Genomic DNA, 13,833 nt, shown 5'->3' with positions numbered 1-13,833 from the left:
GGTGGGGCCTGATCCATCGGGGTGGGGCCGCACCCCCTGACGCGCTGGATGATTCAAGAGGGCTGGGCTGTAGTGGAGGACCGGATGCCTTCGCTACGACACGCCTTCCTGCTCAACGCCGTCCGCGAGCTTGGCCGCTCGGTGCCGGACATCGCCCGGTCGCGCGACTCCTGGGACGCGTGCCTGGAGCGGATCCGCGAGGTGTGCGTCACGACGCTGGGCATGGAGTACGACACGCTCACCCGCTTCGACGCGCGCTCCGTCGTCGGGCTCTTCGCCCACCCGGAGCAGGCGCGCATCCTCGCCCGGCTGGTGGATGAGCGGGCCCGCCTGTGCGAGGCCCACGGCCTCTACGCGGACGCGCTGGCGGACAGCGTCTTCGCGGGCCAGCTCCTCATGTGCTCGCGCGCCCGCTTCGGCCTGCCCCGGGACGCCCGCGCCGCGGACGTCCTGGAGCGCGAGGCAGGGACTCCCACGCCCCTGCCGCTGCCCGAGGAGTGACGTCAGCCGGCCTTCACCTTCAGGACGACCTTGCCCACGGCCTGGCGCGACTCCAGCTCGCGCAACGCCTGCGCGCCGTCCTCGAAGGGGAAGACGCGGCCCACCACCGGATTGACGATGCCCTTGGCCGCGAGCGCCTCCAGGTCCCTGGCGATCTTGCCCGGCAGCTCCGGCGACTGCATCAGGAAGGCGCCCCACGCCACGCCCACCACGGTGACGTTGCGCAGGAGCAGCCGGTTCACCGTGACGGAGGGAATCTGGCCGCTGGCGAAGCCCACCACCAGCAGCCGCCCCTCCGGCGCCAGCACCTTGAGGCTCTTCTCGAAGACGTCGCCGCCCACGGGGTCCAGCACCACGTCCACGCCCCGTCCGTCCGTGGCCTCGCGCACGCCGGTCTGGAACTCCTTCGATAGGAGGACTGCGTCCGCGCCCGCGCGCTTCGCCACCTCCTTCTTTCGCTCGTCGCTCACCACCGCCAGCACGCGCGCCCCGGCGCCCTTCGCCACCTGTACGGCCGCGGTGCCCACGCCGCCCGCCGCGCCGTGCACCAGCACCGTCTCGCCCTGGCGCAGCTGCCCGCGCCGGTGCAGCGCGAAGTGCGCCGTGTGGTAGTTCATCACCACGCCCGCCGCCTGCTCGAAGCTCCACGCCTCCGGGATGGGGAAGGTCAGCTCCGGAGCCGCCACGCAGGCCTCCGCGAAGCCGCCCAGGGTGAAGGAGAAGCCCATCACCCGGTCGCCCGGCTTCACCCGAGCCCCCGCCGGCGCGGCGCGCACCACGCCCGCCACCTCCACGCCCGGCACGAAGGGCACCTCCGGCTTCATCTGGTACTGGCCGCGGGTGAGCAGCAGATCCGGGAAGCTCACCCCGGCCGCCACCACATCAATGAGGACCCCGTCTCCGGCCTCCGGCTCCGGGACCTCCACCATCGCCAGGCCCTCCGGCCCCGCCAGCCGCTGAAGCTGCAACGCGCGCATGTGTCGCCTCCTGGGCCCGGGACGCTAGCCCGCCTGCCCCGTCCCCAGGGCCCCCGTGGATGTCAGCGGTGACACGGGACCCACCCGGGTCGGGAATAAATGAGACGGCAATTTCTACCCGCCGTTCACTCATTGCACGCATCCGCGGACAGGTGCTTCAACCATGAAGTAGCCGCCTTTCCGGATTGAAGCACCAACCCCGTTCCCCGCGGGCTGCGTGAGTCCCTCCGTCATTTCAAGCAGTTGCGAGATATCTCGAAGTCTGAGAAATGATGTAAAAGTAGAAATCTCGCCTGTACTTGAAATACGCGCCTCTCTTGTGTCACAGTGCTTTCTAATCTTTCCCCTTAGGAGGATTACATGTACGAGAAGCGAGTACGCGGCGCCCTGGGTGCCGCAGCCCTGTCCCTGATGGTTGGCGCTTGCACCGACGGCGCTCCTGCTGCGAACACGGAGGACGCCAACCTCCAGAAGGCTTCCGCCAACCTGTCGGCGGGCCAGAAGGTCATCGCGGCGGACTCCGACGCGGTCCCCACCTTCCTCACCGGTTCCTTCGGTTCCGTTCCTGCTCCCTCCGCCATCCAGGGCATCGCGGCCCAGCAGCAGCTGGCGCCGGTGCTCGCGAACGTGGCGCCGCTGTTCCGCCTGAACGCGAACGACCTGTTCCTGAAGCGCGCCTACGTCGGCTTCGACGGCGACACCCACTTCCGTTACGGCGTGACCCAGAACGGCATCCTGGTTCAGGACGCCGAGCTGCGCCTGCACGCGCGCAACGGCTCCGTGTTCGCGGTGAACACGAACGCCCGTGGCGACCTGAAGGGCGAGCTGAAGGCCTCCATCGCGTCCGACGCGGCGATCGCGGCGGCCATCGGTGACCGCGGCTCCCCGGAGCGCGCGTCCTCCAACGCGGAGCCCCAGCTGGTCTACCGCCGCTCGGGCAACGAGCTCATCCTGGCGTACGAGGTTCGCGTCCAGGGCGAGCTGAAGGACACCACCCCGGTGGATGACTCCGTGTACGTGAACGCCAAGACGGGCGACGTCTTCGAGCGCGTTCCGCACATCCACTCCGCGAAGAAGCGCGAAGTGTGGGATCTGCAGCACCGCACCACGCCCTCCACGGCCGTCAAGGGCCGCTTCGAGGGTGAGGCCCCCGTCGCCGACCAGGTCATCAACAACAACTACGACCACCTCGGCACCGTCTACGACTGCTACAGCAACCTGTTCGGTCGTGACTCGTACGACAACGCCGGCCACCTGCTGAAGAGCTACGTGCACTACAGCAACAACTACGTCAACGCCTACTGGGACGGCTCCCAGATGGTGTACGGCGATGGCGACGGCGTGAACGCCTCCAACCTGGCGAACTCGCTGGACGTGACGGCGCACGAGCTGACGCACGCGGTGACGGAGTACGAGTCCAACCTCACCTACTCCGGTGAGTCCGGTGGCCTCAACGAGTCCATCTCCGACATCTTCGGCGCGGTCTGCGAGTGGTACGGCAAGGGCAAGGTCATCGACGAGGGCACCTGGATCGTCGGCGACGACGTCTGGACCCCGAGCATCCCGGGTGACGGCCTGCGCTACATGAAGAACCCCACGCAGGACGGGGACTCGCTCGACTACTACCCGGACTACGGCTCGGGCGTGGACGTGCACTACAGCTCGGGTATCTCCAACCTGGCGTTCTACCTGATGTCCGAGGGTGGCACGCACCCGCGCGCCAAGACGACCCAGGTCGTCAACGGCATCGGCTTCGAGAAGGCCGCCAAGGTCTTCTACAAGATCAACGCCGACCTGCTGACCGCGTCCTCCAACTTCGAGGCGGCGAAGACCGCGTCGGAGCAGGCCGCGACGCAGCTGGGCTTCACCGCGGCGGAGATCGCCGAGGTCGCCAACGCCTGGAAGGCCGTGGGCGTGGGCGTGCCCGTGCCTCCTCCGGTGACCACGCCGATCGAGAAGGGCGTGCCCGTCACGGGCATCAACGGCACCTCCGGCAGCAAGGTGTACTACTCGGTGACCATCCCCGAGGGCGCCACGGACGTGACCTTCACCATGTCCGGTGGCACGGGTGACGCGGACCTCTACGTCCGCAAGAACAACGCCCCGACGGACTCCCTGTACGACTGCCGTCCGTACAAGTCCGGCAACGCGGAGACCTGCACCTTCGCCACCTCCGGCGCCAAGGGCATCTGGTACGTGATGATCAAGGGCTTCACGTCCTACACGGGCACCAGCCTGTCCGTGACGTGGAAGGGTGGCTTCGAGGACATCGGCAACGAGACCCGCATCGAGGGCCTCTCCGGCGTGCCGGGCTCCAGCCGCACCTTCATCATCGACATGCCTGAGTTCAAGAAGGACTCCGGCATCAACACGCTGTCCATCGCGCTGGGCGAGGGCGAGGGCAACGCCGACGTCTACGTGCAGGCCGCCGCCGCTCCGACGTTCACGTCCTACCTGGGCCGTGGCGTGAAGGAGAGCGCGACGGAGAGCGTCATCCTGCGCAACATCCCGGCGGGCAAGTACTACATCACGGTCGTCGGTGTGCCGAGCCTGGTCGACACCGAGGTCGACGGCTACATCAACACCGTGTTCGCGGCCTCCTACAAGGTCAAGTAGTGCCTGAAGGCGTGGGGCGCGGCGAAGGTGCCGCGCTCCGCTCCTGAGACCCCGGGCTCCCGCCTCCTCGCGGGACCCGGGGTTCTTTTTTGTCCCGCTTCAGCTCGCCGCGGGAGCCGCGGTGGAGGCCAGGCGCATGGGCTGGGCGCGGCCGTAGGTGAGCGAGCGCCACAGCCACTCCACCGGGCCGAAGCGGAAGCGCCCGAGCCACCAGTGGCTGAAGGCGACCTGTCCCGCGAACAGGGCCAGGCACAGGAGCAGCGTGAGCGACGGCGGCGTGCGGCCCACCAGTCCCAGGCCCCAGCCGTTGAACACGCACAGGCTCAGCACGGACTGCATGAGGTAGAGCGTCAGGGCCATGCGGCCCGCGGGCGTGAACACGCCCAGCACCTTGCGCCAGCCCGCCTTCTGGAAGAGCAGCACGAAGGCCGCCGCGTAGCCCACGCCCAGGAAGAGGATGCCCACGTCCTTCGGGATGCGCATCCACACCAGCCACCCCGGCAGGCTCGCCACGCCCCGGTACGCGAGGTTGAGCGCCAGGACGCCAAGCCCGATGACGCCGCCCACCCCCAGCCCCCAGGCGGCCAGCTTCCGCAAGAGCGGACGGTGGCGCTCCACGTCCTGTAGGAGCCCCCGGCGCCCGGCCCACAGGCCCAGCAGGAAGCGGCCCAGGATGATGGACAGCAGCACCGGGCGGTTGGGGTTGGGGATGCTGGCCCAGCCGTAGGCCGCGTTGGCCTGCTGGGTCGTCACCACCGAGTCGCTGGACAGGCCGGCGAGGAACGCCGCGCGGCGCGCCGCCTCCTCCTCGCGCGTGGCCTTCTGGGCGCGCTCCGTCGCCGCCGCGCCGTCCAGCATCACCGGGAGCACCCGCTGCCCGATGGAGAAGACGATGGGCACCCCGAACAGGAACAGCGCCGCCCAGACGAGCACCGTCTTCTCGGAGCACTTGCGGAACGACAGCAGCAGGAAGCCCACCAGCGCGTAGGTGGTGAGGATGTCGCCCACCCAGATGGCGAACATGTGCACCAGCCCGATGCCCAGCAGCACGAGCAGCCTGCGCCGGTACACCGGCACGATGGAGGTGCCCCGGCCTTCCGCGCGCGTCATCTGCAGCGCGAAGCCCAGGCCGAAGAGGAAGGTGAAGAGGGTGACGAACTTCTGCTCGATGAGCAGCGCGAAGAGCGAATTGACCGTGATCTCCAGCGGCGACGCGGCCAGCGCCAGGGCCTCCTCTTTCGGCAGGAACAGCCGGCCGTTGAACCAGTTCAGGCCGTTGGAGATGAAGACGCCCAGGAGCGCGAAGCCGCGCAGGGCGTCCAGGGCGTGGACGCGCTGCGCGCTTTCAATGGGACCGGCGGAGGGGGACTCGGACATGCCGGGCACTACACGCTGGGGCCCTCGGCAGCGTCAATTCAGTGCGCCGCGCGCGCCTCGCCGGCAGGGGCCAGGCGCATGGGCTGGGCGCGGCCGTAGGTGAGCGAGCGCCACAGCCACTCCACCGGCCCGAAGCGGAAGCGCCCGAGCCACCAGTGGCTGAAGGCCACCTGCGCCGCGAAGACGCCCAGGCACAGGAGCACCGTGCGCGACGGCGGCGTGTGGCCGACGAGCCCCAGGCCCCAGCCGTCATACAGCGCGATGCTGATCACCGACTGCATGAGGTAGAGCGTCAGCGCCATGCGGCCCACGGGCGTGAGCACGCCCAGCACCTTCCTCCAGCGCTCCTTCTGGAAGAGCAGCGCGAAGGCCGCCGCGTACCCGCAGCCCATGAAGAGGTAGCCCACCTCCCGCAGGGTGCGCATGCCCACCATCCACACCGGTGGGTTGAGCGGCCCGCCGGGGCCGCCGGGGGCGCCCCGGTTCCTCAGATAGAGCACCAGCGACAGGGTGGCGATGGCGCTGCCCACGCCCAGCCCCCAGGCCATCACCCGCACGAGCAGCGCGCGGTGGCGCTCCACGTCCTCCAGCAGCCGGTGGCGTCCGGCCCACAGGCCCAGCAGGAAGCGGCCCAGGATGATGCACAGCCAGATGGGGCGGCCCGGGTTGGGCAGGCTCTGCCAGGCGAAGACGGCGTTGGCCTGCTGCGACGTCAGCACGGACTCGCTGGACAGACCGGTGAGGAACGCCGTGCGGTGCGCGGCATCTTCCTCGCGCGTGGCCCTGGCGGCGGCTTCCGCGGCCTGCTTGCCGTGCAGCAGCTCCGGGCCGAAGCGCTGCGCGATGGACAGCGTGAGCGGCAGGACGACGAAGAGCACCGCCACCCAGGTGAGCACCGTCCTGTCCGAGCGCTGGCGGAACAACAGCAGCACGAAGCCCACCAGCGCGTAGGTGCCGAGGATGTCCCCCACCCAGATGGCGAACATGTGCACCAGGCCCAGGCCGAACAGCACGAGCAGCCGGCGCCGGTACACCGGCACGATGGAGGTGCCCCGGCCTTCCGCGCGCGTCATCTGCAGCGCGAAGCCCAGGCCGAAGAGGAGGGAGAAGAGGGTGACGAACTTCTGGTCCACGAAGAAGGCATAGAGCTGGCGGACCACCATCTCCTGCATGGGCGCGGCCAGCGCCTGCGCCTGCTCCTGCGGCAGGAGCTGCCGGCCGCTGAACCAGCTCAGGCTGTTGGAGACGAAGACGCCCAGCAGCGCGAAGCCGCGCAGGGCGTCCAGCAGGTGCACGCGCTCGGAGAGTTCGACGGGGCCGGCGGAGGAGGGCTCGGGCATGGCGCGAAACTACACGCCCGCGTCGAGCGGTGCCCTACGGCGCCGGGGAGGGCGTCCGCGGACCGGGGAGGACCTCGCGCAGGCAGCGCTCCAGGCCGCCCCGGTGGCGCCATTGCATGGGGTAGCCCAGGGAGACCTCCTCGAAGCGCACGCCGTCGCGCCACAGCGTGGCGGGCATGTGCAGGTGCCCCGTCACCACCACCTCCGCGCGGTAGCGCGTGTGCCAGTCCTCGGTGAGGCGCGTGCCGCACCAGATGGAGAAGCGCGGGATGCGCGGCAGCCGCACGTGCTCGTAGCGCAGCGGGTAGTGGTTGATGAGGATGGTGGAGCACTCCGGCGGCAGCCGCTCCAGCCGCGCGCGGGTGCGCTCCACGCGCGCGTGGCACCAGGCCTGACGGGTGGGGTAGGGCTCCGGATGCAGGAGCACTTCGTCCGTGCACATCAGGTCGTCCTCCCAGGCCCACTCCAGCGCCTTGTCCGCGGGCACGGTGTCCGGGCGGAAGGTGTAGTCGTAGCCCAGGAACATGGGGACGATGACGCGGGGCGGGCCCTCGCCGGGCCAGCGCGGATACGGGTCCTCCGGCGTGAGCGCGCCGTAGCGGTGGCACAGGTCCACCATGCGCAGGTAGCGCGCCTCGCCCTTCAGCGGAGGCTGTTCGGAGGGCATGGTCCACAGCTCGTGGTTGCCCGGCACCCAGACGACCTGGCGGAAGCGCGCGGTGAGCGTGCGCAGCATCAGCTCCATGTCCGCGAGCGTTTCGCCCACGTCACCGCCGACGATGAGCCAGTCGTCCGGACGTGGCGCGAGCGCGGCCAGCGCCTCGTGGTTCTCCTTGTGCCGCAGGTGCAGGTCGCTGATGGCGTAGAGCTTCATGGCGTGCGTGGTGAAGGCCCTACCTTAACGCTCCCCGCCGCGCGCGCCATGGGGACGCCTGGCCGTCAGCTCGCCGTCAGCTCAACGACGCCAGGAGCGCCAGCACCTGCTGCGGCGGCGCGGCGCGGTCCATCCAGGTGATGCCCTCTTCCCGCAGCCCGCGCGACGGGGGATGCGTGGTGTGCAGCGCGCACGCGGCGCGAGGATGCCGGGCGCGCACGCAGTTGAGCAGGCACAGCCCGTCACCATCCGGGAGGCCGTAGCCGCACACCACCACGGACGGCGCCGCTTCCCCCATCAGCCGCTCCGCTTCGCGCACGCCCAGGGCGAAGCGCTTGTCTCCGGGCAGGTGCCGGGAGAGCCGCCGCAGCGCGGCCAGCGCACGCGGATCCGCGTCCACGAAGAGAAAGCTGGGCGGGGGGCTGGAGGGCTCTCGCATGAAGGCCATGGGTGGTGCGGACGGGCTAGACGCAAGAGGTTGTGTCGCGAAAAGCCTACCCCGGAAGTTCTTGGAAGCCAACCTCTCAAGTCATATCGACATGGGCGAACCCGGTAGGTTAACGACCCCATGGAAAAGACCCTCGCATCCCGGCTCGGAGGCGCGGCCCGCGTCGCCCGCACCCGCCTGAACCTGACCCAGGCGGACGTGGCGGAGCGCATCGGCATCGCCAGTGAGGTCTACGGGCGCCTGGAGCGCGGCCACATGCTGCCCAGCATCCAGACCTTCCGCCGGTTGTGCGTGGTGCTGTCCATCTCCGCGGACGAGGCGCTGGGGCTCAAGCCGTCGCAGGACGTGAAGTGGGCCGCGGAGCCTCCGTCCGACTATGGCGAGTCCGCGGAGCTGCGCCGTCTCCTGCGCCGCGCGAAGCAGCTGGACCGGGGCTCCGTGCGCATCCTCAGCGTGCTGGCCTCACAGTTCAAACCCCGGAGCTGAGGGCGCTCCGGTGCTCATCCGGCCTTCGCCGCGCCGTCCCATCGGGCCAGCCGCTCCCTCAGTTTCCGGACGGAGGGAAAGCCGTTGAAGAGCACCACCTGCGGGTGATCCTCCAGCACCTGCCGCTCCGCCGCCTCCTTCGCCAGCGCGCGGTCCACGCCCAGGAGCAGCCCGGCGTCCGGACGCGCGCGCAGCTCCGCCAGCCGGCGTGACAGCGGCGCCGCGTGCCACGGGTGGAACAGCTCCAGCGCGACCTCCTGGCCCGTCTTCCGGTGGCGGAAGGTGAGGTCGGGCACGCACAGGCCGGCGGCGCCGGTGTGGCGGGGCAGGGGCGTGAGGTCCAGCTCCCAGGCCGCGTCCTCGAAGCCTTCCGCCAGCGCGGCCACCTCCGGCGGCACGTGCCCCAGCGCCGCGGGCAGCGGGGACACCAGCGGATCCTCGTGGGAGAGCTGGAGCGTGGAGCGCTTGCGCGCGTCCTCCAGCACCGCGGACAGCTCCCAGCGCTCCAGGATGGGGACCACGGAGAGGAAGCTCGCGAGCTGCAGGCCGTACTTCTTCTGCAGGGCCAGCATGGTGCCGGGGCCCTCCACCTCCAGGGACCAGTCCTCGCCGTCGCGCCGCACCTCCGCCACCAGCCGGCAGAACTTCAACCAGCGCAGCAGCTTGCGCACGCGCAAGAGCTCCGGCGACCGCGCGCGCAGGGTCAGGCGCCGGGCGTTGAGCAGCGGCCCCTGCGCGAGCGCCAGGTTGTAGCGGTCCAGGAGCCCCTGCGGCGTGAGCGCTTCGCCGTCCCACCCGAGCAGCTTCCGGTTGCCGGGCAGGTCCGAGTAGAGCGCCTCACGCGTGTCTGGAAGCGGCGCGTCCAGGGCCTCGGTGAGGCGCGCTTCGTAGGCCTCCAGCGTGGTGTCCGGCGAAAGGGTCCGCAGCACCTTCGCGCCCACGAGCAGCGTGCGCCAGCGCGCCTCCGTGGCGCCTTCGCCGGCCTCGTCGAAGAGGAGCCGGTCGAGCAGCAGCTTCACCAGCCCGCGCGCGACCTTGGGGCGGCTGAACGCGCCGGCCTTGAGGCTGAAGGCCTCCTCCACGTCGTCGCGGCTCTGGCCCCGGAAGGCCTCCGCGTCCGCGAGCAGTTCCTTCGCGAGCGCCTGGAGGGACGGGTCGTGCGTCTTCACGAACGACGGCCGCAGGATGCCTTCGCGCACGCGCGAGGCGAGCAGGTCACGCGTCAGCATCGGGAGGGCCCTCCGGCTCCTGGTAGGCGCGGTGCTGCCTGCGTCTTTCACTGATGCCGCTCTCCGCCGTCTGCGCGGAGCACACCTCGTACAAGAGGGCGCGCTTGCCGGGGCGCTTTCGCAGGATGCGGCCCAGGCGCTGGACGTGTTCGCGCACGCTGCCGCTGCCGCTGAGCACCACGCCCACGCGCGCGTCCGGCACGTCCACGCCTTCGTTGAGCACCCGCGAGGTGAGCAGCACCGGCAGCTCCGCGCTGGCGAACGCGGCGAGCAGCGCCTTGCGCTCCGGCAGCGGCGTGTGGTGCGTGAGCGCGGGCAGGAGCAGCTTGCGCGCCAGCGTGTAGACCGTCTCGTTGTCGTCCGTGAAGACGATGACGCGGTCCTCGCGGTGCTCCAGGAGGATCTTCCAGAGCGCGTCCAGCTTGCCGCTGGAGGTGAGCGCGATGCGGCGCTGCTCCCGGTAGCCCCGGTACGCCGCGCGTCCTTCGTCGCTGCGCTGGCTCTGCGCCAGGAAGCGCGCCCAGCCCTCTGGCGACGCGAGCGGCACGCCCAGCTTGCGCACGAACGTGATGTACCGGCCGCGCGCCTCGTCGTAGCGCGCCTTCTCGTCGGGCGTGAGCGGCACCTCGATGCGGCGGACCTCGTAGGGGGCGAGGTACTGGCCCTGGAGCTCGTCGATGCCGGTGCGGTGCACCAGCGGGCCCAGGAGCTCCTCGCACACGCGCTCGCCGCCGTCCGCGCGCTCCAGCGTCGCGGTGAGGCCCAGCCGGTAGGGCGCGAGCGTCCCCTCCGCGATGAAGCGGTAGCTGGGCGCGGGCAGGTGGTGGCACTCGTCGCAGATGAGCAGGCCGAAGCGGTTGCCCGTGAACTCCATCTGCATCGCCGCGGAGTCGTACGTCGTCACCGTGAGCGTCTGACGGTCGTTGACGCCGCCGCCCACCATGCCCACCGGGGTGGCGAAGTGCTTCGCCAGCACGCCCTGCCACTGCGCCATCAAATCCAACGTGGGCACCACCACCAGCGTGGGCCGCTTCACCCACGCGATGGCCAGCACCGCCAGCAGCGTCTTGCCCGCGCCGGTGGGCAGCTCCACCAGCCCCCGGCCTCCCGCGCGCGTCCAGGCGTCCAGCGCCGCGCGCTGATGCGGAAACGGTTCGATGGGTACGGCCAGGGGCAGCTCCGCCGGCTCGAAGCGCTTCGCGCGGTCCTCGTAGGGCAGCCCGCATTCGCGCAGGCGCAGGACGACGTCGCGGTAGTGCAGCGCGGGCGCTCGGAAGACGCCCGTGCGCCCGTCCTTCTGGAAGAGCGCGTGCAGCCGCGCGTCGTCGGGCAGCGTCGGGGCCACCAGCGTGCCGCTGTCGTAGTGCAGCTCGGTGAGGGGGGAGGGCAGGGGCTCGATGGCGGACGCTCGGGACGCTGGGGGAACCGACGTGGGGGGAGACTCGCGCGGGATGGGAAGTAGCGGGTTGGGAGGCGCGCCGCCACTCTGGCCCGCGCGGCCGGAAGAAGCCACGGGCGCGGACGATTGGCTGCCTGGCGGCACAGCGTACCTTCTGGACGCAGGGCGGATTGCTTTGAGGGGTGGCCGGGCGTTACCTGCTCCACTCATGCCCTGGACCCGCCCCGCCGCTGTTCGCCCTGCACCGTTCGCAGGTTGGAGTCCCGCGTCCTTCCTGGCGTTGGCGCGCTGATGCGGGTCCTGGTCGTCAGCCCGCATGCGGCGTCCCGTGCGCTGCTCAGCCGCTTCCTGGACGCGGAGCCGGACGTGGAGGTGTCCGCCACGGGCGAGCCCGATGACGCCTTCGCTTCCATCAAGGAGAACAAGCCCGCGCTGGTGGTGGTGGACCTGCGCCGTCCGGACGAGGATCACCCGCTGTTCCTGGGGCTCCTGCGCAAGCGGCACCCGTCGCTGCCCGTCATCTCGCTGGTGCCCGGCCGGCTGCGCATCTTCGACGGCCGCTCCGAGCGCGTGCGCGAAGCCCACGGCGACACCGCGGAGGCGCTGCACCACCTGATGGGCTCGGTGATCCAGGCCACGCGCGACCTGCTGGCCCAGCACCTGCTGCGGATGTTGCGCCCGCCGGTGGGGCGGGCCTGAGCCACCGCGCGACTAAAGGCGCAGCCGGTAGCCCAGGGCCGCGAGCACCGCGCCCGCGTTCACGTCGCCGGTGGTGAGGAAGTCCACCGGAGCGAAGTGATACTTCGCCTCCAGGAAGGCACCGCCCGGACCCAGCGGCAGCTCCACGCCCGCGAGCGCCTGGAAGCCCAGCCCGCCGCCGCTCTCCGACGCGGTGCTGTCGAACGACTCCACCGTCGCGCGGTGCAGGTACAGGCCGGGGCCCGCGCCCACGTAGGGCGTGAGCGGCCCGAACGCGTGGGGGAAGCGGAACACGGCGGACAGCTGGATGGCCACCTCGCGCTCGGCGAGCGTGTACGGCGACTCGATGGGCTGGCCCAGGTTGTCCAGCTGGGGTCCGCGCAGCGTCCCCGACGTGGAGGGCCGGTAGTAGTTCACCTCCAGCACCAGCGCGAGGCGCCGCTGGAGCAGGGGCGTGAGGTAGCCCACCTCGCCGCCCAGGAAGAGGTCGCCGCCGAGCGACGTGACGGGCTTGATGAAGCCCACCTTGGGCGCGATGAAGAGGGGGCCTCCGTTGTCCTTCTTGGAGGAGGGGGCGGCGGCCAGCGCCGCGGCCGCGAGCAGGGCGAGGGCGTTCATGGGGTGACGGTGAAGCCGGAGGACGCGGGGAGGGTTCCGTAGGCGCCGCTGGGGTCCGCGACGATGAACCCGTAGGTGCCGGGCACGATGCCGCCGGGACACGCCGGATCCGTGACGGGCCGCGAGTCGAAGCCCGAGCAGTTGGGCACGGTGGCGCGGAGCTGCGACGGGGAGACGAAGTCCACGTCGTACAGCGGGATGTTCACCGTCTGGCCGGGATCCGTCTTCACGGGCGCGACGAGGTACACGTCGTGGGTGCCGGGCGTGAAGGGCTCCGCCGTGCCGGACGCGGTGTTGGTGAGCGTGATGACCGTGTCGTTGTTGGCGGGGCCGCTCGCGGGCGACACGGAGAGGTTTCCCAGCCGCGGATAGGTGACGGTGAGCGCCAGGGGGAGCGTGACGGAGCAGCCCTCGGGGTTGGTGATCGTGAGCGCGTAGGTGCCTTCCGGCGTCGCGGGAGGCACTTCGGTTTCGATGCGCGTGTCGGAGACGACGGTGAGGGTGAAGAGGGGCTGGTCCTCTTCGCCCTGGCGCTGAAGGACGATGAGCGGCAGCGCGTCCGAGCGGAAGCCTCTGCCTTCGATGACGAGGGGGCTGGCGGCGTTGTAACGGAAGCCCCCGGGCACGGTGAGGCTCGTGATTTCAGGCGGCGGCACGACGCGCAGGGCGTCCTCGAGCTCGGAGGTGCCGCCGAGGGGATTCGTCACGGAGACGCTGTAGGCACCTGGCGGGAGTGTGTTCGACGGCGTGCTGTCGCGGGTGGGCAGGTCCATCCGCATGAGCTCGGTGCGCGCGAAGAAGAGGTGGTCCGCGGGGAGCGTGTAGTCGGCCGGGCCGCTCAGTGAGACCTGGGGCAGCTCCACGGATGGCGTGTCGGTGAGCGCGTCGCGGGGCACGGGGGTGAAGCGGCTGCCGATGAGCTCCAGGCGCCATCCCGTCGTGCCGCCACCGGCGTTGCAGACGCGCGCGGGGGTGATGAGCCGCTGCCGCGGGTTGATGAGGCCCTCGAGCTTCGGGGTGGTGCCTTCGGTCGACTCGGAGCAGGCGACCAGGCTGAGCAGTGCGGCGGCGACCGGAAGGCGCACGGGTTCCTCCATCATCCCGTCAACAAGGCTGTCACACGTTAGGCCGGGGCCCCGAAGGGTCAGGAGTTTTTTCCGGCTCCGAGCCCACAGCCGGGGGCGTCCTGCGGGGTGGGATGTCGCAAGTTGCCGATATCTCAGGGGAATACGTCGCGGAGGAGCGGCGGCACGGCGAATGCTTAGGCAC

Annotated in this window: 13 protein-coding genes; 4 read left to right on the top strand and 9 right to left on the bottom strand. The window is 70.6% G+C overall.

Features of this window, described 5'->3' with window-relative positions:
- Positions 1-84: 84 nt before the first annotated feature.
- Positions 85-501 carry a hypothetical protein gene (locus tag D7W82_RS33660; protein WP_120622228.1) on the top strand — a complete coding sequence of 139 codons (417 nt, stop codon included), beginning with the start codon at positions 85-87 and terminating at the stop codon, positions 499-501.
- A 2-nt stretch (positions 502-503) separates the two neighbouring features.
- Here the strand turns inward: D7W82_RS33660 and D7W82_RS33655 are convergent, their stop codons facing one another.
- Positions 504-1,478, bottom strand: coding sequence for an NADPH:quinone oxidoreductase family protein (locus D7W82_RS33655; protein WP_120622227.1), 975 nt, complete (start codon positions 1,476-1,478; stop codon positions 504-506).
- Positions 1,479-1,838: 360 nt separating this feature from the next.
- Between D7W82_RS33655 and D7W82_RS33650 the strand changes: the two genes are divergently transcribed.
- Positions 1,839-4,094 carry a M4 family metallopeptidase gene (locus tag D7W82_RS33650; RefSeq protein WP_120622226.1) on the top strand — a complete coding sequence of 752 codons (2,256 nt, stop codon included), beginning with the start codon at positions 1,839-1,841 and terminating at the stop codon, positions 4,092-4,094.
- Between the two features lie 99 nt (positions 4,095-4,193).
- Here D7W82_RS33650 and D7W82_RS33645 read toward each other — a convergent pair whose 3' ends face one another.
- From D7W82_RS33645 to D7W82_RS33630, 4 genes are all read right to left on the bottom strand, one after another.
- Positions 4,194-5,471: a DUF418 domain-containing protein gene (locus D7W82_RS33645; protein ID WP_120622225.1), complete on the bottom strand. Its 1,278-nt coding sequence runs from the start codon at positions 5,469-5,471 to the stop codon at positions 4,194-4,196.
- Between the two features lie 38 nt (positions 5,472-5,509).
- Positions 5,510-6,811, bottom strand: a complete 1,302-nt coding sequence (locus tag D7W82_RS33640; RefSeq protein ID WP_120622224.1) for a DUF418 domain-containing protein — start codon at positions 6,809-6,811, stop codon at positions 5,510-5,512.
- Between the two features lie 34 nt (positions 6,812-6,845).
- Complete coding sequence (locus tag D7W82_RS33635; protein ID WP_120622223.1) at positions 6,846-7,685, bottom strand: metallophosphoesterase; 840 nt, start codon at positions 7,683-7,685, stop codon at positions 6,846-6,848.
- Positions 7,686-7,761: 76 nt separating this feature from the next.
- Entirely contained in the window at positions 7,762-8,133 is a 372-nt protein-coding gene (locus tag D7W82_RS33630; RefSeq protein ID WP_233588095.1) for a response regulator, read from the bottom strand.
- Between the two features lie 120 nt (positions 8,134-8,253).
- Here D7W82_RS33630 and D7W82_RS33625 point away from each other — a divergent pair, with 120 nt between their 5' ends.
- The gene (locus D7W82_RS33625; protein ID WP_014399416.1) at positions 8,254-8,619 is read left to right on the top strand and encodes a helix-turn-helix transcriptional regulator; all 366 of its coding nucleotides are present in this window, start codon (positions 8,254-8,256) and stop codon (positions 8,617-8,619) included.
- Positions 8,620-8,633: 14 nt separating this feature from the next.
- On the opposite strand, the gene D7W82_RS33620 is transcribed toward D7W82_RS33625, so the two are convergent.
- A complete protein-coding gene (locus D7W82_RS33620) occupies positions 8,634-9,848 on the bottom strand; it encodes a DUF790 family protein (RefSeq protein ID WP_120622222.1) in 1,215 nt (404 codons plus the stop codon).
- Positions 9,835-11,238, bottom strand: coding sequence for a DEAD/DEAH box helicase family protein (locus D7W82_RS33615; RefSeq protein WP_120622230.1), 1,404 nt, complete (start codon positions 11,236-11,238; stop codon positions 9,835-9,837). The genes D7W82_RS33620 and D7W82_RS33615 overlap by 14 nt, the downstream gene beginning before the upstream one ends.
- 297 nt (positions 11,239-11,535) lie before the next feature.
- On the opposite strand from D7W82_RS33615, the gene D7W82_RS33610 reads away from it, so the two are divergent.
- A complete protein-coding gene (locus D7W82_RS33610) occupies positions 11,536-11,946 on the top strand; it encodes a response regulator (RefSeq protein WP_120622229.1) in 411 nt (136 codons plus the stop codon).
- Positions 11,947-11,958: 12 nt separating this feature from the next.
- Here the strand turns inward: D7W82_RS33610 and D7W82_RS33605 are convergent, their stop codons facing one another.
- A complete protein-coding gene (locus D7W82_RS33605; protein WP_120622221.1) occupies positions 11,959-12,564 on the bottom strand; it encodes an outer membrane beta-barrel protein in 606 nt (201 codons plus the stop codon).
- Positions 12,561-13,649, bottom strand: coding sequence for a hypothetical protein (locus D7W82_RS33600; protein WP_147439693.1), 1,089 nt, complete (start codon positions 13,647-13,649; stop codon positions 12,561-12,563). Before D7W82_RS33600 ends, D7W82_RS33605 begins: the two co-directional genes overlap by 4 nt.
- Between the last annotated feature and the right edge of the window lie 184 nt (positions 13,650-13,833).

Source organism: Corallococcus sp. CA049B (genome assembly GCF_003611685.1).
Taxonomy (GTDB): Bacteria; Myxococcota; Myxococcia; order Myxococcales; family Myxococcaceae; genus Corallococcus; species Corallococcus coralloides.
This window is presented reverse-complemented; position numbering and strand designations above follow the sequence as displayed.